This window comes from Halosaccharopolyspora lacisalsi, from assembly GCF_014137975.1.
In the GTDB taxonomy this organism is placed as follows: domain Bacteria; phylum Actinomycetota; class Actinomycetes; order Mycobacteriales; family Pseudonocardiaceae; genus Halosaccharopolyspora; species Halosaccharopolyspora lacisalsi.
On sequence record NZ_JACGWZ010000003.1, the window covers coordinates 1 to 22,500 of the forward strand.

Here is a 22,500-nt window from a genome sequence, read left to right on the forward strand (position 1 = left end):
CCGAGGTAGGTGGCGACCTGTTCCACGAGGACGTCGTGGATCAGGTTGGCCAACTCCGCGCCGTCGCGGCTCCTGGCCTCCAGCGGGCGGCGGTAGAGCACGATGCGAGCTCGCGTCGGCAGCCCCCTGCGGTCGACTCCCGCAGGCACCAGGCGCGCCAGCGGCACGTTCGAGTCCACCACCACGTCGTTGTCCCAGACGACGGTCTCCACCGTCGCCGCCCGGATTTCGGGTACCTCGTCGACGGCGATATCGAGCTGGGACAGTTCGTCGTGCCGACGCCGTTCGATCGGTTCGAACGCGTCCAGCACCAGCGCGTCGAAGCGCTGCGAACGGCTCCGGGCTCCGGGAACGGAGGAGGGATACAGCGGTCCGCGCAGGCCACGGCCGCGCCGGTCCCGCCGTCCTCTGATTCGACGCCGAGATCCACGTGCGGTCACCACACGTCGAGCGTACGCCTTCCACACCCCCGCGTGGAGACCATTTCCGCGTGCCTGCGGCACGGCTCGTGACAAGGGGACTATCGTGCCGGGTGTGCGGAGCGTAAGGCGTTGCTCGCGAGCCGGGTGTGCCAACCCGGCTGTAGCGACACTGACGTATGCCTATGCGGACTCCACCGCAGTGGTCGGTCCGCTGGCCACTTATGTCGAGCCGCACAGCTATGACCTCTGTGAACGGCACGCGCTGCGGCTGACGGTCCCGAAGGGCTGGGAGGTCGTCCGGCACGAGGGCGAGTTCGCCCTGCCGGAGCCCTCGGCCGACGATCTGACGGCACTGGCCGAGGCCGTGCGGGAGGCGGGTCGCTCGGACCGGCAGGTGGAGTCCTCGGACTGGTGGGCCTCCAGCAGCCGCCGCGGGCATCTCCGCGCGCTGCCCGACCCGCACGACGAGTGAGCGATGGATCACCGCTGCCGCCGGACGTACCAGCACGGGTGGGGCTGTCGCCGGTAGGCTTTCGCACGCATCGTGAATGCCGAAGTTCGGGGAGAGTGCAGCGTGCGTGACCTGTCGGGGATCGTCAAGGCATACGACATCCGTGGCGTGGTGGGCCAGGATCTTGACACCGATGTCGTCCGCGACATCGGCGCCGCGTTCACCAGGTTGGTCGGTGGCCCGGCCGTGGTGATCGGCCACGACATGCGGGAGTCCTCTCCCCGGTTGGCGGCCGCGTTCGCCGAGGGCGTGACGGGGCAGGGCATCGATGTCGTCCACATCGGGCTGGCCAGTACGGACATGCTCTACTACGCCTCCGGTCAGCTGGAACTGCCCTCGGCGATGTTCACCGCCAGCCACAACCCCGCCGAGTACAACGGGATCAAGTTGTGCCGATCCGGTGCCGCACCGGTCGGGCAGGACAGCGGTCTGTCCGAGATCCAGGAACTGGTCACCCACGGCGTCCCCGAGTTCCTCGGCGCCAAGGGCACGATCAGCGAGCGCGACATGCTCCGGGGATACGCCTCCTGCCTGCGGGAACTGGTCGATATCGACGACATCGGCCCGCTGCGGATCGTGGTGGACGCGGGCAACGGCATGGGCGGGCACACCGTGCCGCCGGTGTTCGAGGGAACACCGGTCGAGGTGGTTCCGCTGTACTTCGAGCTCGACGGCACCTTCCCCAACCACGTGGCCAACCCGCTGGAGCCGGCCAACATCGTCGACCTGCAGGAGAAGGTGCTCGCCGTCGGAGCCGACGCCGGGATCGCCTTCGACGGTGACGCCGACCGCTGTTACGTGGTCGACGCCGACGCCGAACCGGTGTCCCCGAGCGCCATCACCGCGTTGATCGCGACCAGGGAGTTGACCAAGGAACCGGGTGCGTCGATCATTCACAACCTGATCACGTCGAGGGCCGTGCCGGAGATCGTGACCGAGCACGGTGGTCATCCCGTCCGCACCCGTGTCGGCCACTCCTTCATCAAGCAGACGATGGCCGAGACCGGGGCGATCTTCGGCGGAGAGCACTCGGCGCACTACTACTTCCGCGACTTCTGGCGGGCCGACTCGGGAATGCTCGCGGCCCTGCACGTGCTGGCCGCTTTCGGCGGTCAGCGGGAGAGCCTGTCCACGATGATGGCGGAGTACTCCCGGTACGTGGCCTCGGGCGAGATCAACTCCACGGTGGGGGACCAGCAGGACCGGATGCGTGCGATCGCCGAGACCTTCCGCGACCGCAACGGTGCTCGTATCGATGAGCTCGACGGGCTTACCGTGGAGTTGGCGAACGGCTCCTGGTTCAATGTGCGTCCGTCCAACACGGAGCCGTTGCTGCGGCTGAACGTGGAGGCCGCCGACACCGACACCATGTCCGCGCTGCGTGACGAGGTGCTTGAGGTGATCCGGGGTTGAGCCGGGTGCTCGGCCTCCGCGAGCGGGCGGTGACGAGGGTGTGCGACGTTCGATTTCGGGAGGCATCGTGAGTGTGGAACGGGATTCTCGGTTGTTGGAGATCTTGGCTTGTCCGTGCCCCGCGCACGCCCCGCTGCGTCCCGGCCTGGGTGATGACGCCGACGCCGACTACCTGACCTGCACTTCCTGCGGACGCGGGTTTCCGGTCCGGGAGGGGATTCCCGTGCTGCTGCTGGAGGAGGCGGTCGAGACCGCTTCGGGGGATTCCGGGGAGGTGTGACGTTCGTGTTGGACGACAGTCTTCTCGACGACGCGTCGAGGTTGGTGGACACCGACACCGACGGGCTGTTGCGGATGGCCGCGCTCGCGGGTGCGCAGGTGCGATCGGTGACGGAAACGGCCTCCGAGGTGGGGCTGGACGAGCTCGGTGGTGACCGTCCGCGCGCGCTGGTGCTGCTGGCGCGGCCCGGTGTGGCACCGGCGGCCTGCCACCTGCTGGCGGCACTGCTCGGTCCGTCCTGCCCGATGCCGGTGGTGGTCGTCGACACGATGCCCTCCTGGATCGGCCCGCTGGACGTGGTGCTGGCCCACTCCGACGATCCGGCCGATCCCGTCATGGCCGAGTCCGTGGCGCTGGCGAGCCGGCGCGGTGCGGCGCTGGTCCTGACGCTCCCCCCGGAGGGGCCGGTGGCCGCGGCCGTCGCGGGCCGGGCGCGGTGGTTGGTGCCGAGGATCCCGGTGCCCGCCGCGCTGTCGTTCTCCCACGTGCTGACCGCCGGCATCGCCGTCACGACGGCGTTGGGATTGCTGCGCACCGAAACCGAAGCGCTCGCCGACGAAGTGGACGCCGAAGCCGCGCAGTGCCATCCCGACCGGGAGGTGGCCACGAACCCGGCCAAGTCCCTGGCACTGCGGCTGGCGGACCGCTCACCCCTGGTGTGGGGTGTGGATCGCCCAGCCACCGCCGTGGCCGAGCACGCCGCGTTCGCCCTGGGCCGCCATGCGGGGTTCCCCTGCGACGTCGCCGATTACGCGCAGGCCGTGACCAGGCACGCGCTGCACCGTGCGGGTGCTTCGGTGGGCTCGGAGACCGATTTGTTCGCCGACCCCGAAGACACGGCCGGTGCGCTGCTGCGTGTCCTGCTGGTCAGCACTCGCGTGGATGCCGCCGGTGAACGCTCGGCGGTCGCCGCGTTGCCGGGCGCCGACGTCCTCGCTCCCGCCGAGTCCGCGAGCGAGGACGTCGTGGTGCGCTCGATGATCCTCGCGATCCGCATCGACTTCGCCGCCCTCTACCTGGGGTTGGCCGCGGGCGCCGTGGGTGGGTCGGGTCCCTCGGCACTCGCGGCGCACTGAGCGGTGTGCTCGACGTGGCCGAGCACGGGGGTGTGTCAGGATGCCGCCCGCTTCGGGCACGGTGAACGGATGAGTCGAGAGCTCGAGGCTCGGCCCGAGACGGTGAGCAGGCGGTAGGACGAGGGAGCGAGAACGACAGTGGAGTTACTGCGTAACGCGGTGCGCCCTTACGCGTGGGGGTCGCGTACCGCGATCGCGGACCTGCTCGGCCGCCCGGTTCCCGCTCCGCATCCGGAAGCCGAACTGTGGATGGGGGCGCATCCCGGAGATCCCTCGCGATTACTGCGCCCGGACGGCTCGGAGGTGTCCCTGCTGAGTCTGCTGGACACCGAACCGACCCGTCAGCTGGGGTCGGAGTGCACCGACCGGTGGGGCAACCGACTGCCGTTCCTGCTCAAGGTCCTCGCGGCGGACGAGCCGCTGAGCCTGCAGGCGCACCCGTCGGCCGAGCAGGCCGCGGCCGGCTTCGCCAGCGAGGAGGCTTCCGGGCTGGCCCGCAACGCTCCCGAGCGCAACTACCCGGATCCCACGGCCAAACCGGAGTTGATCTGTGCGCTGACCGAGTTCCACGCGCTGGCGGGCTTCCGGGACGCCCACCGCACGGTTCGTTTTCTCCACGAGCTCGACGTGCCCAGCCTGCGCTCCCATGCCGGGTTGTTGGCGGCACAACCCGACCGGGACGGGTTGCGGGCGCTGTTCACCACGTGGATCACGCTTCCCGAGCACTACCTGCGCGAGGTGCTGCCGGAGGTGCTCGACGCGTGCGTCCGTCATCTTCGGGAAGGCGGCGAGTTCGCTATGGAGTGCCGAACCGCTCTGGAGCTGGGTGAGGCGTACCCCAACGACGCGGGAGTCCTGGCGAGCTTGCTGCTGAACAGGGTGGTGCTCCAACCGGGTGAGGCGATCTTCCTGCCCGCGGGCAACCTCCACGCCTACCTGCGGGGAACCGGTCTGGAGATCCTGGCGAACTCCGACAACATCCTGCGTTGCGGTCTGACGCCGAAGTACGTCGACGTCGCCGAGCTGCTGCGGGTGCTGGATTTCACCTGCGGTGACATGCGCGTGCTGACAGGCGAGGCGCGGGACGCGAACCTGACCGTCTACCGCACGCCCGCGGAGGAGTTCGAGCTGTCCCGGGTGGACTGGTCCCCGGAACGCTCCGGTGGGGTCGGACTGGACTCCTCCGGACCGCAGATCGTGCTGTGCACGAAGGGCCGGGTGCGGTTGTCCGCCCGTTCGCGAGTCGACGGTGCCGCCAACGGCAGCGTGCGGGAGGGCGGCGAGCTGGAGCTGGGTCGGGGGGAGTCGGTGTGGTTGGCCGCCTCCGACCCACCGGTCGTCGCGCGGCCGGTGGACCCGTCCGTCGAGGGTTCGGTACAGCTGTTTCGCGCGGCGATGGGAACGGCGGGGTGATACCCCTCCACGGCTCCGGCATGTCCGGCCGGGTGCGCTCGAAAAACGGATCCTGAATTCGTCTCACTCTTTTGGACGAGACCACCGGTTCCTGATCGTTACACGGTGTTAGACAATCGTGTCCTGTGGCAGCCGGAGCGGCGGCCCTCGGGGAGGGGTTTCCCGCTAGGGTGCTCAGCCACCAGTGGAGTCAACGAGGAGGCGACGGTGCCGGGTACCGGGCTGTTACGGACGAAGTCCGTCGAGCAATCGATCATGGACACGGACGAGCCGGACACCAAACTACGCAAGAATCTGGGAACGTGGGACCTGATCGTGTTCGGCGTCTCGGTCGTCATCGGCGCCGGGATCTTCACCATCGCCGCGAGTACGGCGGGTGACGTGTCGGGCCCGTCGGTGTCGCTGGCGTTCGTGCTGGCCGCGATCACCTGTGCGCTCGCGGCGTTGTGCTATGCCGAGTTCGCCTCGACGGTGCCCGTGGCGGGGAGCGCCTACACCTACTCCTACGCCACCTTCGGGGAGTTTCCCGCCTGGATCATCGGGTGGGACCTCATCCTGGAGTTCTCGATCGCCGCGGCGGCCGTGGCCAAGGGGTGGTCGACCTATCTCCAGGAGGTCCTGGGAATCATCGGCCTGCAGGTGCCGACCGCGCTGTCCCTGGGAGCGCTGCAGTTCGACTGGGGTGCGATGCTGCTGGTGGCGGTGCTGACCACGTTGCTGGTCGTGGGGACCAAGATCTCGGCGCGCGTGAGCCTCGTCATCACCTCGATCAAGGTCGCCGTCGTCCTGTTCATCATCATCGCGGGAATCGGCTACATCAAGCCCGACAACTACACTCCCTTCATCCCGCCGGCCCAGTCCGCCGCCGAGAACGCACCGGTGCTCGAACAGACCCTGTTCTCGCTGATGCTCGGTGGTGAGTCCAGCGTCTTCGGCGTCTTCGGGCTGTTGGCCGGTGCCTCGCTGGTGTTCTTCTCGTTCATCGGGTTCGACATCGTGGCCACCACCGCGGAGGAGACGCGCGACCCGCAGCGCAACGCCCCGCGCGGCATCCTCGGTTCCGTGGCCATCACGACCGCGCTCTACGTGGCGGTGGCGTTGGTCGTGACCGGCATGGTCAACTACACCAAGCTCGCCACCGGTCCGGACGACGAGAGCGCCACCCTGGCTACCGCCTTCGCGATCAACAACGTGGACTGGGCGGCCACCCTGGTGTCGGTGGGGGCGCTGATCGGCCTGGTCACGGTGGTCATGGTGCTGTTGCTGGGGCAGAGCCGCGTGCTGTTCGCGATGTCCCGGGACGGGCTGCTTCCGCGTGGCCTGGCCAAGACCGATCCGCGGCGGGGAACACCGGTGCGGATCACCGTGCTGGTGGGCGCCGTGGTCATGTTGGCCGCTGGCTTCTTCCCGTTCAGCAGGCTGGCCGAGATGGTCAACGTCGGGACCCTGTTCGCGTTCGCGCTGGTCTCGCTCGGCGTCATCGTCCTGCGCCGGACCCGGCCGGACCTGCCGCGCGGCTTCAGGGCTCCGCTGGTGCCGCTGGTTCCCGTGCTGGCGATCGTCGCCTGCCTGTGGCTGATGATCAACCTGACGGCCCTGACCTGGGTCCGGTTCGCCATCTGGATGGTCGTGGGCGTGGTGATCTACTTCGTCTACGGCCGCAACCATTCCGTGCTGGGCCAGCGCCAGGCCTCGGTGTCCTCCGGTGGGGCGGTGCGTCCCCAGGACCGGTAGTTACCCGGTGGGGCGTGAGAGGAGCCTGCTCCTCTCACGCCCCACCGTCAGTCCGGTGACCGCAGGCCGGATTCGATCCGGGCGAAGTTGTTCTCCAGCAGTGTCCGCGGATCGGTGTCGTCCGGGGACTCCTGCCAGGACTGGATCGTCACCCGCAGCGCCGCCATCGCGGTCGCGGCGACCAGCTTCACGTACGTGTCTTCCTCGCCCAGACCGGTACGGCGCCCGAGCCCCTCGGCCAGGCACAGTTCCAGTGCCCGGGTGTTGGACATCGTGCGATAGGCCAGGACCGGGTGTTCCCGGAGCAGCATGATCTGCTCCCGCCAGATCTCGCTACGCATGGTGTGGTCGAGCAACACGTCGAACACCCGGTGTGCGGCGGTCGGAGGTCGTTCCTCCGCGGGCCGCTGCGCGATTGCTTCCGGAATCCGTTCGAGAGCCTCCCTGCTCCAGGGCGCGAGTACTTCCTCCTTGCAGGTGAAGTAGTTGAAGAACGTCCTCGGCGAGACCTCCGCCTGAGCACAGATGTCCTCGACGGTGACCGAGTCGGGACCGTGCTCGCGAATCAGCTCCACGGCCGCGGCCTGGAGGGACAGGCGCGTGGCGCGCTTCTTGCGCTCCCGCAGCCCGACGCTCTCCTCGGTGGTGTGGGACATGGTGCTCATGACTGTCGTCCTCTGGGTGCCGCGATCCCGCCGAGTCTAGCCGTCCGGTGGTGCTTCGAACCGGGTCCCGCCGTGGCGGTGTGACTCGGGGCACCGCGAACATGCATGAAGTGTATTTTTACAGTGTCTGCACAAAAAATGATACACTCGGTTCGCGCCGACCGTGAACGAAGCATGAGGAGTGTCGTGTCAGAGGAGAGTCAGACCGCCGAAGCTCGGCAGGAGCCCGCCGCTCCGGAGAAGTCCTCACTGGTGAAGACGCTGGTCTCGTCGCTGTGGTTTCCGGTTTTCTTCGTCGTCGGGTTCATGGTGTTCTACCTGGTGCCCTTCCACGCGCCGGCACCCACCAACGTGCCGGTCGCCGTTGTCGGTGACCAGGCGGCGACCTCCCTGGAGACCGGTTTCCAGCGCAGCGCGCCCGGCTCCTTCGACGTGACCGCCGTGCCCAGCGAGCAGGCGGGCAGGCAGGCGATCATGGAACGCGACGTCGTCGCCACCTACAGCCCGGCGGACGGGGAGCTCTTCGTCGCATCGGCCAACGGGAGGGCGCTGACACAGGTGCTTTCGGCCAGCTTCGAGCCGATCGCCGAACAGGGCGGGGGAGAGCTGAGCACCACCGACGTCGCGCCGACCGCACCCGGTGACGTGATGGGGACGGGTCTGTTCTACCTGCTGATGGCGATGAACATCGGCGGCTACATCACGGTCATGATGTTGTTGCGCGCGGCGCTGTCCAAGCGGACCAAGCTATTCACTCTCGTGGGGATGGGCGTCTTCTCCACGCTGTTCTGCTACCTGGTCGGCACCGGCCTCCAGGTGATCGATCCCGATCTGTGGGTGCTGCCGATCGGTTTCCTGCTGACCCAGGCCGTGGCGTGGACGGCGTTCGGGCTGGTGCCCTTCGTCAAGCAGTTCATCCCGGGTGTGGCGATGGGGCTGTTCGTGCTGCTGAGCATCCCTTCCAGCGGGGGCGCGATCCCGAAGGAGATGGTGCCGTCGTTCTTCCAGTCCCTGCACTCGATCATGCCGCTCGGGCAGGCCGTGGACGCCATGCGCGGCGTGCTCTACTTCCGGGGCAACGAGGTCCTGTGGCCCGTCGTCGGTCTGCTGATCTGGTGCGCCGTCGGTGCCGCCCTGATCGTCTTCGACGCTTGGCGCAACCGGCGTAAGCAGGCTGCTCGACAGGACTCCACCGAGTCCACCGAGCGAGCTTCCGAGGCCGCCGCCGAGGAACCCGACACGCACGCGCACCCGCTGCCGATGCTGACGGGCACCGTCAGCGGCCGCGACGGAAGTGCGATCGAAGCCGCCGTGATCACGATCGCCGACTCCACCGGCAACCAACTGGCCCGGGTGCACACCTCTCCGGAGGGGGAGTACGCGGTGGAATCGCTGCCCGAGCAGTACGTGACCGTCGTGGCCGCGTCGCGCGGGTGCAGGCCCACCGTCGAGCGGGTCTCGGTGCATGCGGGCAAGTGCGCGCAGCAGAATTTCGTCCTCCACGGCGTGCCCGGCGAGCACGAACGTGATCCGGAGAACGGAACTCTCGTCTCAGGTGCGGGAGCCGTCCCGCCCGCCTGAAGGCGCCCGTGACGGCTCGTGGTCGATCCGCGTGCTCCCGTTCAGCATTCCGTGGTGGGACGCAGAGCGGGGCCACGCTCCCACGGCGGCATGTTCCCCCGTGGCTCCGTGGTCTTCGGAGGTATCGCCTCCGCGGGGCGCTGGTCCTCTCCCGCATCGGGACGCTCGTGGGGCTCCGGCGCGGTGACTTCCGCCGCGTCGGGATGTTCCGGATCGGTGGTGACTTCCGCCCCGGCCGATTCGCCGAGCGAGTCGGCGGTGTGAGCGTGCGGAGCGGCCGGTTCGGGGCGCTCGGCGTTGGTGAGCACCTGCGAGGTCGTGGTCGGGGTGCGCAGTGGCAGGCTCGCCCCCCGTACGGGAATCTCCAGCCCGGCGGCCATCGCCACCGCGCGATCCCACTCCGGATCGCCGCTGTACTCGGAGTGCCCGAGCACTCCGGGCAGCCAGCGTCGGTGTCCGGACGGTCCGCGCTGCGGATCCGGCAGCCAGTGGTCACCGCCGAGGACCAGTGCACCGGTGGGCCCCCGGACGGCGGCGGGAAGCGGCCCCTCCGTGCCGTCGCTGCGGAACCCGACACCGAGCAGCTGGCCGTCGTAGACCTGCCGGTTCCACGTGCTCACGGCTCCGCCGAGCGGATCGGTGCCCCGGCACAACGACCGCCAGCGCCCCTCCAACGTCCCGGACAGATCGCGCTGCGAGTCGTGCGGTACGACCCCGGGGAAGGCTCGCGCATAGCCCCACTGCAACTGCGACCCGGCCGTGACCAGCCCCACTCGATGACGAGCGGACTCGTCCAGGGTGTCCATCAGGCGAGCCGCCGCCACCGCTGCGAGCAAGCTGCCCTGGCTGTGGCCCACCAGCACCACCCGGGTGTCGGGTTCGGCGAGGTGCTCCTTCGCACGGTCCACCAGCTCGGGAACGACCTTGAGCGCGTAGCACGGCGGTACCACCGGGTGCGCTTCACGGGGCCAGAACAGCGAGAGATCGCACAGCACGCCGAGCCTGCGAGCCGTGCTGGGCCATCGGAGGGACAGCTGGACCGTGCGCAGCGTCGTGGCCGCCAGCGCCGCGAGTCCGCCGACACCCAGCCCGACCAGCCAGCCCGGCCACCGCCAGTCCGGCATACCCGCCAGTCGCAGTGTCAGCGCCAGCGCAACACCGGCGACGAGTACCGCCATGAGCAGGCCGAGGAGCCGGTTCCTGTAGCGGTGTTGCAGCTGGGCCCACTGCCAGGCACCGGCCGCGCGTTGCTGGTCCTGCTGTCTGCCCGCGTGAAGCAGGGCGACCTCGGGCGACACGGCCTCGTCGGAGTGCGCGCCGCGCCAGTGGACGATCAGCGCCCACGGCACGAGCACGGTGCTCGCCAGGACCAGCAGAACGGTCGTGGTTCCCCACAGCAGCGTCACGGTCTCGTAGGTCGCGGGGAGCCGGAGTTGTGGTGTCGCGAGAATTCGGCGCAGGCTCAGCGCCAGCCCCGCGCCGAATCCCACGCCGAGCAGGCAGCCGATCAGCAGAACCGGTGCGGCCACCACACCACCGGCCCAGGGGCGCAGCTCGCGGGGCAGGTGGGCCCAGCGGGAACGAGTGAGTCGGGCTCCCGCGACCACGAGCGCTCCGACGAGCGCACAGCCGATCGCCAGGCACGTGGTGAGCGTGTCGACGGTGCTTCCCGAACCCGGCAGGGAACCGTCCAGGTTCGGTGGCGCCACCGCCGTCGCCGCGAGCAGCACCACGGCAGCCGACATCATCAGTCGACGTGGGAAGGGGCGAAGCAGCGCGCGAACGCCCCGCGAGTCGTGGGGGCGCATGCCCGTCGGGTCGTCCAGGAGGAGGACGCACACGACGCAGACCCCGGCGAGCACCGCCGCGCCGAGCCAGCGCGGATCGTTCGTGGCAGCCGCCGGACCGCCGAGGGCGAGCAGCACCACCGTGGACAGCGCCGCCACGGTGTGCAGGGCACGCAATCCCGGCGTGTCCGGTTCCGTCACGACGTTGTTCCCCGGAAGGGAGGGCTCCCGCGTCGAGTGGTTCGGTCCCTCGGTCGGTGACGCCAGCACACGCCAGGACGCGGCCGACAACCGGTGCATCAGCAGCACGACGAGACCGACCCCGGCCATGGCCGGGATCGAACGCAGCACGTCCAGTTCGCGGAAGAACCCCGGCACGTTCCCCACGCAGCTCGAACCACTGCTCAGACACTGGGCGGCCAGCACGTCGAGCCCGAGCACGGTGAGCTGAGCGACGAACAACATCGTCAACAGCAGTGCGACCAGCCGCAGCAGCGCTCGCGTCGCCGTGGCCACGACACGGCCGACGAGGTCGTCCGAGCGCACCGGCGGCAGCATCCAGTGGGCCATGTTGACCACGGCGAACGGGAACAGCAGAGCCCAGAGCGCCTTGGCACCGCCGGAGGTCATGCTGCCCCACGCGTATCCCTCGACCACGCGGGGAACGGTGCGTTTCCCGGCCGAGAGCATCGGACCGGGCACCGGGCGTAGCAGCCGGTCGGCCGGGCGGACGATGCGTCCGATGCCGTCCCCGGCAACGTCCACCGAGGCGACGGAGTCGGTCAGGTCGTGGTCCGTGGTGCCGAGGATGCCGTGCACCCGCAGCTCGACGACGCGAGTATCGGCCCCGGGAATCTGCACTGCGCCTCCTGACCGTCGGGTGCCTACCGAGATCAACACTGATTGTCCCCGCCCGACATCCACTGTGCGACCCATTCGGCGATGTTCGTCGCCAACCGTGTTCCCGATGCGGTGCGGTGGTTTCGCGCGAAACCGTACTCCCGCGGTTTCGGGCGAAAACGACTGACTGTCCGAAGGGGACAAGGCGGTTACCGACGATCGTCATGCCGGAAGCGGCAGCCCGGGACGGCAAGACTAGGGTCGTCACCGTGGGACGGCTGATCGCGATCGAGGGACTGGACGGCGCGGGTAAGCGCACGCTCGTCGACGGACTTGCCGCCGAGCTCGACCGCCGCGGCCACTCCGTGGCCCGCGCGGCGTTCCCGCGCTACGGCGCCGATGTCCACGCCGATCTCGTGGCCGAGGCGCTTCGCGCCGATCACGGCGACCTCGCCGAGTCCGTCCACGGCATGGCGGTGCTCTACGCGCTGGACCGCCGCTCCGCGACGGACGCGCTACGAGCCGACCTGCGCGTGCACGACGTCGTGCTCGTCGACCGCTACGTCGCCTCCAACGCCGCCTACGGAGCCGCCCGGCTCCACCAGGGTGCCGACGGCGACTTCGTCGCCTGGGTGCGCGAGTTGGAGATCGAACGCTTCGCGTTGCCCCGTCCCGACCTCCAGATCCTGTTGCGCGTGCCGACGGAGGTCGCGGCCGACAGGGCCGAGTCCCGGGAACGCGCCGAGGTCGAACGTCGCCGGGACAGGTTCGAGACCGACTCCCCACTGCAGCAGCGGTGCGCCGAGGTCTACACCGAGCTCGCCGAAACCGCGTGGTGGTCGCCCTGGCACGTGGTCGACGGTGTCGAGCGAGTGGATTTCGGTGCGGTGGTCGACAAGAGCCTGGCGCAACCTACGAGCGGGTAGTACTCCATTTGGCGGTATCACTCGGCGTTGGGGCAACGACCTGCGGTAATGACTACCGGGCGGTGCTGGACTCCTGGGTGACAAGTGCAACCATATAGGGCATGAAGTCACGCGTGCTCGTGGTGGATGACGATCCTGCCCTGGCGGAAATGTTGACCATAGTGCTGCGTGGCGAGGGCTTCGAAACAGCCGTCGTCAGCGATGGCACCAAAGCGATGCCTGCGCTGCGCGAGCTCAAACCCGATCTGGTGCTGCTGGATCTTATGCTGCCCGGGATGAACGGCATCGACGTTTGCAAGGCCATCCGGGCCGAGTCGATGGTTCCCGTGGTGATGCTGACCGCGAAGAGCGACACCGTCGACGTCGTGCTGGGGTTGGAGTCCGGTGCCGACGACTACGTCGTCAAACCCTTCAAGCCCAAGGAGCTGGTCGCCCGGCTACGGGTGCGGCTGCGTCGTACGGAGGGCGAGCCGGCCGAGGTGCTCTCGATCGGAGACCTGACCATCGACGTGCCCGGCCACGAGGTGACCCGGGACGGGCAGCCGATCGCGCTGACCCCGCTGGAGTTCGATCTGCTCGTCGCACTGGCACGCAAGCCGCGTCAGGTGTTCACTCGCGAGGTGCTGCTGGAGCAGGTGTGGGGTTATCGCCACGCTGCCGACACGCGCCTGGTCAACGTGCACGTGCAGCGGTTGAGGTCGAAGATCGAGCAGGATCCCGAGCGTCCCGAGGTCGTCCTGACCGTGCGTGGTGTCGGTTACAAGGCCGGGCCACCATGATGAGAGCAGGACCGCGGTGATTCGTTCGCGGGAACGATTGTGGTGAGCATGTGGGCGCGCTGGGGCCGCGTGGTGTGGCAGCTGGTCGCTCGTGCTCGCGATGAGATCAAGCGCCGGTGGCACTGGTTCGAATCGGCGTGGCGGCGCTCGATGCAGCTGCGGGTCGTGGTCAGCACGCTGGCTTTGTCCTCGGCCGTGGTCTTCGTGCTCGGCATGGTGCTGCAGACGCAGATCACCAACCGGCTGCTGCGGGCCAAGGAGGAAGCGGCCGTCCGTCAGGTCGATACGAGCTTGCCCGTGCTGGAGCGCGAGCTCACGGCGGTCGATCCGAACACCGACGACATCGTCGAGCAACTCAAGGACGCGCTGAACAGGCTGACGACCTCGGCGTCGGCGCGGGCCAGCGCCGAGAAACCGTCCGCGGGAGCTTTCGACCCCGTTCTGGTGGACGAGCAGGCCACGACGGACGGGGGGGGCAGTACCGTCGGCGGGACCGATCGGGGACGTGCCCGACGGGTTGCGCGGTTACGTCGAGCGGGGCCAGTACGCCACGCAGATCACGACCGTGCAGAGGAAGGGCGAGCCGGTCACGATGCTGGCCGTCGGCAGTCCCGTCGGTACCGCCACCAGGCCCTTGCAGGTGTACTTCCTGTTCCCGCTGTCGGCGGAACAGAGCACCCTGAGGGTCGTGCAGAGCACTCTGCTGGTGGGGGGCATGGTGCTGCTCGTGCTGCTGGGAGCCATCACCAACCTGGTCACCCGGCAGATCGTGCGTCCGGTGCGGCAGGCGGCACGGACCGCCGAGCGCCTGGCCAACGGCAATCTCGACGAGCGGATGCGGGTGATCGGCGAGGACGACGTCGCCCGCCTCGGCGACTCGTTCAACGAGATGGCCGACAGCCTCCGGCAGCAGATTCAGCAGCTCGAGGAGTTCGGCCAGTTGCAGCGCCGGTTCACCTCCGACGTCTCCCACGAACTGCGGACCCCGCTGACGACCGTGCGGATGGCGGCCGACGTCCTGCACGCTTCGCGTGAGGAGTTCCCTCCCGGGCTGGAACGTTCCGCGGAGCTGCTGGTCGACGAACTGGACCAGTTCGAGTCCCTGCTCAACGACCTGCTGGAGATCTCCCGCCTGGACGCGGGGGTGGCGGATCTGAGCACCGAGCAGCTCGACGTCGTCGCGGTCCTGCACCGAGCCATCGACTCGGTGCGGCCGATCGCGGAGAACGCGGGGGTAGAGCTGCGCACGGATCTGCCCACCGAGGAAGTGACCATCGTCGCCGACGCGCGGCGGGTGGAGCGCATCGTGCGCAACCTGATGGCCAACGCGATCGATCACGCCGAGGGAGGGCCCGTGGAGATCGCTTTCGGCGGTAACGAGGAAGCCGTGGCGGTCACGGTGCGGGACCACGGTGTGGGGCTGCGTCCCGGTGAGGCCGACCTGGTCTTCACCCGCTTCTGGCGTGGTGACCCCTCCCGCAACCGACAGATGGGCGGCACCGGACTCGGGCTGTCGATCAGTTCCGAGGACGCCCGACTGCACGGTGGCACGATGGACGCCTGGGGCGAGCCGGGGCAGGGCGCGTGCTTCCGACTCACGCTGCCCCGGCACAGCGGTGGCTCCTTCGCCGAGAGCCCGCTGTCCATGCCGACCACCCGCCGTATCGCCGATCCCGGTGCCCTGCTGGCGACCCAGTCCGACAGACCGTCGGAGCCCGACGCCGAGTTCGACGCTCCCGACCACGGTCCGGCCAGATTGTCGGAGGGGTGAAGATGACAGGTATTCGGATGAGGTCGGATCGCGGGTTCGTGCGGACGTGCGCGCTGCTCCTGGTCACGTTTCTGTCCGTGAGCGCCTGTGCCTCGATTCCGACGAGCTCCGACCCCAAGGCCGTCAAACGGGTCGAGGAGGACGAGCGCGACACCACGGTGCCGACCCCGGAGAAGGGGCTCGGTCCCCTGGCGTTGGTGCGGAGTTTCCTCGGGGCCTCGGCGGTGCCGGACAAGAACTACGCCGCTGCCCGGAAGCACCTCGCCTCCGGGGTCAGCGACTCGTGGAAGCCTCCGCGCGAACTGTTGATCGTCACGGGGGTGAACACCCTGCCGTTGCCGTCACCTCCCGAGGCTTCGGAGGGCGTGAGCATGGTGGGCCTGCGCGTGACCAAGGTGGGACGGTTGTTGCCCGATCGCTCCTTCGTTCCCGCGGAGGGCAGCTATCGGATCACGATGCGGGTCGAGCGCCGGCGCGACGGCGAGTGGCGGATCGCGAACCCTCCGCCGCAGCTGCTGGTCGCGCGCTCCGGCTTCGTCGAGCAGTACCAGGCGGTACCGATCTACTTCCTCGACCACAACCGCGATGGTGTGGTGCCCAACCTGCGTTACGTGGCGCGCAGGCCGGCCAGTGCTCGCCCCGCGCGGGTCATCGAGCTGCTGCTTTCGGGACCCTCACGACGTTTTCGCGGAGCGATGGGCACGGCTCTGCCGCCGGACGCGCGGACCGAGACCAACGTCAGCGAGGCGGGCAACGGCGCCCTGGTGGTCAACTTCAGCGACCTCGGTCGGTTGCGGCCTCCGGAGAAGAAGTTGGTCGCCGCCCAGGTCGTGCTGTCTCTCCAGGGAGTCAGCAACGCCAGAGTCAAGCTCATGGAGGAGAGCAGCCTGCTGCTGCCCGACAAGGAGGTGCTGCGGCCTGCCGACGTCGCCTCCTACCGGAGGAACAACCACGTCCGTGCCGACGTTCCTCCCCTGGCCGTGGTGAACGAGCAGTTGTTGACGCTCGATCAGCAGGCCAATCGGATACCCGGCCCCGCCGGTTCCGGCAAGTACAACGTGACCACGGCCGCGCACTCGGCGGACGGTTCGAAACTCGCGGCGGTGGTGCGCGATCCCGCCGGCGGCGTGCGGTTGCGGGTCGGACCCTATGGCGGACCCCTGTGGGCCAGCGAGGTGACCGGCAACTTCACGAGCCGCCCCACCTGGCGTGATGCCACGGAGGTCTGGGTCGTGGTCGACAACCGCGAGATCATGCGCCTGGTCGAGAACGGCAACGGCACGTGGACCGCTCGCAAGGTGGACTCGACCGCCTTCTCCGGGGGAAAGCCCGTCACCGATCTGCGGATCTCCCGGGACGGAACTCGCGTCGCCGGCGTGGTCGACGGCCGGATCGTCGTCGCGGGCCTGGTCGACAAGGGCGGCAAGGTCATGCTGAAGCATCCGACCGTACTGGCCGGCAACCCTTCCGGCGCCGCCGTTCGCAAGATCGACTGGCTCGACGGCGACTCGTTGGTGGCGACCACCGAAAGCGACCTGACTCCGGTGACGGAGGTTTCGGTCGACGGGTTCCGGTGGACGTCCTACTCGGCGGCGAACCTGCTGCAACCGGTCACCTCGATCACTGTCGGTCCCGGGCGCAAAGTGGTGGTGGCCGACCGCAACGAGCTTTGGCAGGCCGGTGACCAGGACGAGCTGTGGCGGTTTCTGCAGGGACCGATCAATGGGCAGTCCATCCCGTTCTACCCGGGGTAGCAGCGCAGCCCGCCGACACGCGCATCGAAGTCCGCGCGCACCCACGGCCCGACCGCATCCTCCGTCATGATCGGCGAATGCGGAATCCGAGTACACGCGGTGTGCGCGCCTGCTTTTCGGGGCTCGCTGACCTGGTCCTGCCGTTGCGCTGCGCGGGGTGCGGTGCGACGGGAAGTCGATGGTGTGGGGAGTGCGGGCCGCAGCTCGGTGCGTTGCGCCGCGTACGGCGTCCGTTCCTCGACCCCGCGCCGGCTGTCTACGCGCTCGGATACTACCGGGGCCCCGCTCGGCGTGCCGTGCTCGCTTACAAGGAGTCCGGACAGCGCGGTCTGGCCACCCCTTTCGGTGAGCGGTTGGCCACGGGATTGGCAGTGCTCTCGAAGGAACGTCCCGATCTGCTCGCGGTGGGGGACCACTGTTGTCTGGTACCGGCTCCCTCCCGGGCCTCGGCGTCTCGCCAGCGCGGAGGAGCTCACATGGTGCGTGTCGGGGAACGGGCCGTGGCGGCCCTGGCCGCGGCGGGGTGGTCCTGTTCCCTGGCGGACTGCCTGGTGTTGGCCAGGGGCGCTCGGGACTCGGTCGGGCTGACTCCCGCCGAACGGACTCGGAACCTGGCGGGTCGGGTCCGGCTTCGTTCGGGGCGGCTTCCCTCCGCACGATCCTCGCTCGTGCTGATCGACGACGTGATCACCACGGGTGCGACCGCGACGAGTTGTCTGCGGGCGCTGGAAACGGCGGAGTTGCGGGTGACGGCGGTACTCGGCCTGACCGCGACGTCGCGATAGCGGGCTCGCGGCTTCCGGCGGCGGGACTGGACCGAACGGACGTATCGGGTGGAGATGGCGGAAGGCCGCGCTGCGGGAACTTGTGCGCCACGTCATGCGTTGTACGAACATGAGAGTAGCGCCGTAGCCGCCTCTGGTTGGCCTGGTCGGTTGCCCCGATCGGGTGGCTCGACCGGGAGGCATCCCGTGACACCCCGTGACGGAGAGTGTCACTCGTTCGTGTGAGCGAGTGACGAGTTGAGTGGCCCTCCGACGCTGTGCAGCTGCACAGCGTACCGGAACGCGGACAGAAAAAGTGCCCTTAATCACATAGGGTGTCTACTTGACTTCCCTCTTCTCGGGGGGTGTTACAAAGCGGTAAAGAGCGCTAACGTGCCTGGCAACCAGCTAAGCCGACAGCGGGAAGGAGTGAGGTTCTCGTGTTCCCGGCGTCGGAAGGCGACCGACGAAGTTACCCCGGCGCCGCCGTGACCGTCGCTCACGACAAGCACGCTTAGTAACGGAGGTCGTGAATGGACATCGTCGTCAAGGGGCGCAACGTCGAGGTGCCCGATCATTACCGCACGCACGTCGGTGAGAAGCTGACCCGGCTCGAGCGTTACGACAAAAAGAGCATCCGCGCGGACGTGGAGCTGTTTCACGAACGCAACCCACGTCAGGCCAAGAACTGCCAGCGAGTCGAGATCACCCTGAAGGGGCGGGGTCCGGCGGTGCGTGCCGAGGCGAGTGCGGCCGACTTCTACGCCGCTTTGGACGCCGCCACGGGAAAGCTGGAGAGCCGGCTGCGGCGGATGCACGATCGCCGGAGGGTGCACTACGGCAAGCACAGCCCCCGGTCGGTGGCCGAGGCGACTTCGGCGATGGCGGACCGGCCGGTGGCGATGGCCGATGATGCCCGTTCCGGCTCGTCCGACGATCAGGGAACACGCACGGCTCTGCTTGAAGCGCCTCAGGAGCAGAACATGGCGACACATCGCAACGCGACGGAGCAACGGGAAACGAAGCCTCCGGAAACCGACGCCGAAGTTCCTTCGCAGCGCTACGAAGACGGGTACGAACCGGGTCGTATCGTCCGGGAGAAGGAGCACACCGCCGAGCCGATGACGGTGGACCAGGCGCTCTACGAGATGGAGCTGGTCGGACACGACTTCTACCTTTTCTCCGACGCCGACTCCGGACGGGCCAGCGTCGTCTACCGGCGCCAGGGCTTCGACTACGGAGTGATCAGGCTGGCTTCCTGAAGCGAAGAAGGTGACTGAGAACGATTTGAGAGGCTGTCCCCCGCGTACCGTGGTGCGCGGGGGACGGCATCGTCCGACGGGCGAGACCGTCGCCCCTGCCGTTCGGGACCAACCGGACGGCAGGAGTCGGTCCGCGGTCGAAGTGCCGCTGCGGACTCGCTTCCACGATCGGCGGCCACCCCCGAGGTGCTCGAGCGAACAGCCGTGTGGGAAGCCGGCTCTACTACCATGGCCATAAAGCGTCCGTGACGGACGCGTCACGATCAGCTAGTGAGGTCGACCCGGATGGTCCTGTCCCGACTGCTCCGTGCCGGTGAGGGTAAGACGCTCAAGCGTCTTCGTGCCATCGCAGCGCACACCAACAAGCTCGAAGATGACACGGTCGCGTTGTCCGACGCCGAGCTGCGGGCCAAGACCGACGAGTTCAAGCGGCGCCACGGCGATGGCGAGTCACTCGACGAGCTGCTCCCGGAGGCGTTCGCCGTTGCCAGGGAGGGCGCCCGGCGCACCCTCGGCCAGCGACACTTCGACGTCCAGGTCATGGGTGGCGCGGCGCTGCACCTCGGCCAGATCGCCGAGATGAAGACCGGTGAGGGCAAGACGCTGACCTGTGTGCTGCCCGGCTACCTCAATGCCATAGCGGGCGAGGGCGTGCACGTCATCACCGTCAACGACTACCTCGCCAAGCGCGATGCCGACTGGATGGGACGCGTGCACCGCTTCCTCGGGCTGGAAGTGTCGGCGATCACCGCCGACATGTCCCCGGATCAGCGCCGTGAAGCCTACCTCGCCGACATCACTTACGGTACGAACAACGAGTTCGGGTTCGACTACCTGCGCGACAACATGGCCTGGAGCCTGGCGGAGTGCGTGCAGCGCGGTCACTTCTTCTCGATCGTCGACGAGGTCGACTCGATCCTCATCGACGAGGCCAGGACACCGCTGATCATCTCCGGCCCCGCCGACCAGTCCTCGCGCTGGTACAACGAGTTCGCGCGAATGGCGCCGATGCTCAAGCGCGACGAGCACTACGAGGTCGACGAGCGCAAGCGCACCGTCGGTGTCACCGAAGAGGGCGTGTCGATCATCGAGGACCAGCTCGGGATCGAGAACCTGTACGAGGCGGCCAACACGCCGCTGGTGGGATACCTCAACAACGCGGTCAAGGCCAAGGAACTCTACCGGCGGGACAAGGACTACATCGTCCGCAACGGCGAGGTCGCCATCGTCGACGAGTTCACCGGCCGGGTGCTGCACGGACGGCGCTACAACGAGGGGATGCACCAGGCCATCGAGGCCAAGGAAGGCGTCGAGATCCAGGCCGAGAACCAGACGTTGGCCACGATCACCCTGCAGAACTACTTCCGCCTCTACGACAAGCTGGCCGGGATGACCGGTACCGCCCAGACCGAGGCGGCCGAGTTCCAGGGCACCTACAAGCTCGGCGTGGTGACCATCCCCACCAACGAGCCGATGATCCGCGCCGACCAACCGGACCAGGTCTACAAGAGCGAGGAGGCCAAGTTCGCCGCGGTCGCCGATGACATCGAGGAGAAGTACGGCAACGGCCAGCCGGTCCTGGTCGGGACCACCAGCGTGGACCGTTCCGAGTACCTCGCGAAGCTGCTGACTCGTAAGGGCGTGCCGCACAACGTGCTCAACGCCAAGCACCACGAGGAGGAAGCCGGGATCATCGCCGAGGCCGGGCGCAAGGGAGCCGTCACGGTCGCGACGAACATGGCCGGTCGCGGTACCGACATCGTGCTCGGCGGTAACGTCGATCACCTCGCCGACGCCGAACTGCGCGGACGTGGACTGGATCCGGTGGAACACCGCGAGGACTACGAGCGCGAGTGGCCCGCGGTGGTGGAGAAGCTCAAGAAGCAGGTCGAGTCCGAGGCCGATGAGGTCCGGGAAGTGGGCGGCCTGTACGTGCTGGGGACCGAGCGCCACGAGTCGCGGCGCATCGACAACCAGCTGCGCGGTCGTTCCGGTCGACAGGGCGATCCCGGCGAGTCGCGTTTCTACCTTTCGCTCGGCGACGAGCTCATGCGTCGCTTCAACTCCGCGATGGTCGAAACCGTCATGACCCGGTTGAAGGTGCCCGACGACGTCCCCATCGAGCACAAGATGGTGACGCGGGCGATCCGCAGCGCTCAGACCCAGGTCGAGCAGCAGAACATGGAGATCCGCAAGAACGTCCTCAAGTACGACGAGGTGCTCAACCAGCAGCGTTCGGTCATCTACACCGAGCGTCGCCGGGTGCTGGAGGGCGAGGATCTGCGTGAGCAGTCCATGCACATGCTGGAGGACGTGATCGGCGCCTATGTCAAGGCCGCGACCTCGGAGGGGTACTCCGAGGATTGGGACCTCGAGAAGCTGTGGACGGCACTCAAGACGCTGTACCCGGTCTCGATCCACTGGGAGGACATCGCCGAGGACGACGACCTGACCAGCGAGCGGGTGCGCGAGGCGGTTCTGGAGGACGCGAAGGCCGCGTACGCTCGCCGCGAGGCCGAGATCGAGGCCCAGGTCGGCGAAGGGGCGATGCGCGAGCTGGAGCGCCGCGTGGTGCTGAGCGTGCTCGACCGCAAGTGGCGAGAGCACCTCTACGAGATGGACTATCTCAAGGAGGGCATCGGCCTGCGGGCCATGGCTCAGCGTGATCCGCTGATCGAGTACCGGCGTGAGGGCTTCGACATGTTCCACGCGATGCTCGAAGCGCTCAAGGAGGAATCCGTCGGCTTCCTGTTCAACGTTCAGGTGGAGGCGGCCGAACCAGAGCCCGCGGCACAGCAGCAGCCGTCGGTACCGGTCTCGGTCAGCCAGACCGATGGTGAGCGGTCGTCGACGGACGTGCGGCAGGACTCCGAGCAACCACGTTCCAAGCGAGCTCGCAAGGCGTCGAGCTCGGCCGGTCCCGCGCTGAGCCAGCTCGGGAGCTCGTCGGAGGACACGGAGGCACAGGCGCCGGCCGCGCTGCGCGGCAAGGGACTGGAGACTCCGGAACCCCAGCGGATGAGCTACTCCGGCCCCGACGAGCGCGGGAACGCGGCGACCAGCGGTGAAACTCCGACCGAGACCGACACGAACAACGGCACTCGCCGTGAGCGGCGAGCTGCGGCGCGCGCGCAGGCGAAGCGGAACAGGAAGCACTGAGGACGTAGGTCGCCGAGGTGGCGGAGCCGCTTTGCTGCCACGCACGTGGTCGGCTCCGCCGCGGGCCTGTCGATCGTCCTCGCGACTGGTCGTGGCGCTCACAGTAGTGCCAGCAGGGTGCAGGACCACTGCGTCTCGTGCTGTTCCAGACGCATGGTCAGGGCGCGGACACGTTCGTTGTCGGTTATGACCGCACAGGCTTCGACCGTGTGCGCCGTAATCGGGCAGGTGTGCACGGTCCGCAGCCGATACCGCGCGGTGGTGGTTTTTCCGCTGCGAAGCATCGTCGCGAGCAGGCCGGAGACGGGCCCGGACAGCCAGTGACGGATGTGGTGCAGCGGCCTGCGGCCGGAAAGCACGTCC

The 22,500-nt window shown here is 68.3% G+C and carries 18 protein-coding genes (1 of these 18 only partly in view); 14 read left to right on the forward strand and 4 right to left on the reverse strand.

Annotated features, from left to right (window positions below; translation table 11 throughout):
• On the reverse strand, window positions 1-443 hold a 443-nt coding region (locus tag FHX42_RS11525), incomplete at its 3' end, for a metallopeptidase family protein (protein ID WP_182544287.1).
• Between the two features lie 91 nt (window positions 444-534).
• On the opposite strand from FHX42_RS11525, the gene FHX42_RS26600 reads away from it, so the two are divergent.
• The 6 genes from FHX42_RS26600 to FHX42_RS11555 all read left to right on the forward strand — a co-directional run bounded on the left by FHX42_RS26600 (window position 535) and on the right by FHX42_RS11555 (window position 6,849).
• Window positions 535-894 carry a DUF3499 domain-containing protein gene (locus FHX42_RS26600; protein WP_182544288.1) on the forward strand — a complete coding sequence of 120 codons (360 nt, stop codon included), beginning with the start codon at window positions 535-537 and terminating at the stop codon, window positions 892-894.
• Window positions 895-996: 102 nt separating this feature from the next.
• Complete coding sequence (locus tag FHX42_RS11535) at window positions 997-2,346, forward strand: phosphomannomutase/phosphoglucomutase (protein WP_182544289.1); 1,350 nt, start codon at window positions 997-999, stop codon at window positions 2,344-2,346.
• Window positions 2,347-2,413: 67 nt separating this feature from the next.
• A complete protein-coding gene (locus FHX42_RS11540) occupies window positions 2,414-2,626 on the forward strand; it encodes a Trm112 family protein (protein WP_182544290.1) in 213 nt (70 codons plus the stop codon).
• A 5-nt stretch (window positions 2,627-2,631) separates the two neighbouring features.
• Window positions 2,632-3,702, forward strand: coding sequence for a hypothetical protein (locus FHX42_RS11545; RefSeq protein ID WP_328796118.1), 1,071 nt, complete (start codon window positions 2,632-2,634; stop codon window positions 3,700-3,702).
• Window positions 3,703-3,840: 138 nt separating this feature from the next.
• The gene (gene manA, locus FHX42_RS11550) at window positions 3,841-5,115 is read left to right on the forward strand and encodes a mannose-6-phosphate isomerase, class I (protein WP_182544291.1); all 1,275 of its coding nucleotides are present in this window, start codon (window positions 3,841-3,843) and stop codon (window positions 5,113-5,115) included.
• Window positions 5,116-5,322: 207 nt separating this feature from the next.
• Window positions 5,323-6,849, forward strand: a complete 1,527-nt coding sequence (locus FHX42_RS11555) for an amino acid permease (RefSeq protein WP_182544292.1) — start codon at window positions 5,323-5,325, stop codon at window positions 6,847-6,849.
• A gap of 47 nt (window positions 6,850-6,896) precedes the next feature.
• Here the strand turns inward: FHX42_RS11555 and FHX42_RS11560 are convergent, their stop codons facing one another.
• Window positions 6,897-7,514, reverse strand: a complete 618-nt coding sequence (locus tag FHX42_RS11560; protein WP_182544293.1) for a TetR/AcrR family transcriptional regulator — start codon at window positions 7,512-7,514, stop codon at window positions 6,897-6,899.
• A 186-nt stretch (window positions 7,515-7,700) separates the two neighbouring features.
• Between FHX42_RS11560 and FHX42_RS27395 the strand changes: the two genes are divergently transcribed.
• Window positions 7,701-9,095: a carboxypeptidase regulatory-like domain-containing protein gene (locus FHX42_RS27395; protein ID WP_182544294.1), complete on the forward strand. Its 1,395-nt coding sequence runs from the start codon at window positions 7,701-7,703 to the stop codon at window positions 9,093-9,095.
• Window positions 9,096-9,136: 41 nt separating this feature from the next.
• On the opposite strand, the gene FHX42_RS11570 is transcribed toward FHX42_RS27395, so the two are convergent.
• Window positions 9,137-11,743: a hypothetical protein gene (locus FHX42_RS11570; protein ID WP_182544295.1), complete on the reverse strand. Its 2,607-nt coding sequence runs from the start codon at window positions 11,741-11,743 to the stop codon at window positions 9,137-9,139.
• Between the two features lie 203 nt (window positions 11,744-11,946).
• Here FHX42_RS11570 and FHX42_RS11575 point away from each other — a divergent pair, with 203 nt between their 5' ends.
• The 7 genes from FHX42_RS11575 to secA all read left to right on the forward strand — a co-directional run bounded on the left by FHX42_RS11575 (window position 11,947) and on the right by secA (window position 22,137).
• Window positions 11,947-12,648, forward strand: a complete 702-nt coding sequence (locus tag FHX42_RS11575) for a dTMP kinase (protein WP_220480234.1) — start codon at window positions 11,947-11,949, stop codon at window positions 12,646-12,648.
• A gap of 101 nt (window positions 12,649-12,749) precedes the next feature.
• Window positions 12,750-13,427, forward strand: coding sequence for an MtrAB system response regulator MtrA (mtrA, locus tag FHX42_RS11580; RefSeq protein WP_182544296.1), 678 nt, complete (start codon window positions 12,750-12,752; stop codon window positions 13,425-13,427).
• A gap of 505 nt (window positions 13,428-13,932) precedes the next feature.
• The gene (mtrB, locus tag FHX42_RS11585; RefSeq protein WP_407926229.1) at window positions 13,933-15,198 is read left to right on the forward strand and encodes an MtrAB system histidine kinase MtrB; all 1,266 of its coding nucleotides are present in this window, start codon (window positions 13,933-13,935) and stop codon (window positions 15,196-15,198) included.
• Window positions 15,199-15,215: 17 nt separating this feature from the next.
• Window positions 15,216-16,952 carry an LpqB family beta-propeller domain-containing protein gene (locus FHX42_RS11590; protein WP_182544297.1) on the forward strand — a complete coding sequence of 579 codons (1,737 nt, stop codon included), beginning with the start codon at window positions 15,216-15,218 and terminating at the stop codon, window positions 16,950-16,952.
• 77 nt (window positions 16,953-17,029) lie between these two features.
• Complete coding sequence (locus FHX42_RS11595; RefSeq protein ID WP_182544298.1) at window positions 17,030-17,737, forward strand: ComF family protein; 708 nt, start codon at window positions 17,030-17,032, stop codon at window positions 17,735-17,737.
• 512 nt (window positions 17,738-18,249) lie between these two features.
• Entirely contained in the window at window positions 18,250-18,978 is a 729-nt protein-coding gene (hpf, locus tag FHX42_RS11600; protein WP_182544299.1) for a ribosome hibernation-promoting factor, HPF/YfiA family, read from the forward strand.
• Window positions 18,979-19,263: 285 nt separating this feature from the next.
• Window positions 19,264-22,137, forward strand: coding sequence for a preprotein translocase subunit SecA (secA, locus tag FHX42_RS11605; RefSeq protein WP_182544740.1), 2,874 nt, complete (start codon window positions 19,264-19,266; stop codon window positions 22,135-22,137).
• Window positions 22,138-22,235: 98 nt separating this feature from the next.
• Here secA and FHX42_RS11610 read toward each other — a convergent pair whose 3' ends face one another.
• A protein-coding gene (locus FHX42_RS11610; protein WP_182544300.1) for an Rv3235 family protein crosses the window boundary here: on the reverse strand, window positions 22,236-22,500 show its 3' portion. 122 nt of this gene lie beyond the right edge of the window; 265 of the gene's 387 nt are visible here — the last part of the coding sequence; the start codon falls outside the window, past its right edge — the gene reads right to left on this strand; it ends in the stop codon at window positions 22,236-22,238.

Coding starts and splice junctions, on each gene's coding strand:
- FHX42_RS11590 (WP_182544297.1), top strand. CDS start 15,216: ATGAGGTCGGATCGCGGGTTCGTGCGGACGTGCGCGCTGCTCCTGGTC.
- secA (WP_182544740.1), top strand. CDS start 19,264: ATGGTCCTGTCCCGACTGCTCCGTGCCGGTGAGGGTAAGACGCTCAAG.
- FHX42_RS11560 (WP_182544293.1), bottom strand. CDS start 7,514: ATGAGCACCATGTCCCACACCACCGAGGAGAGCGTCGGGCTGCGGGAG.
- FHX42_RS11595 (WP_182544298.1), top strand. CDS start 17,030: ATGCGGAATCCGAGTACACGCGGTGTGCGCGCCTGCTTTTCGGGGCTC.
- hpf (WP_182544299.1), top strand. CDS start 18,250: ATGGACATCGTCGTCAAGGGGCGCAACGTCGAGGTGCCCGATCATTAC.
- FHX42_RS11575 (WP_220480234.1), top strand. CDS start 11,947: ATGCCGGAAGCGGCAGCCCGGGACGGCAAGACTAGGGTCGTCACCGTG.
- mtrA (WP_182544296.1), top strand. CDS start 12,750: ATGAAGTCACGCGTGCTCGTGGTGGATGACGATCCTGCCCTGGCGGAA.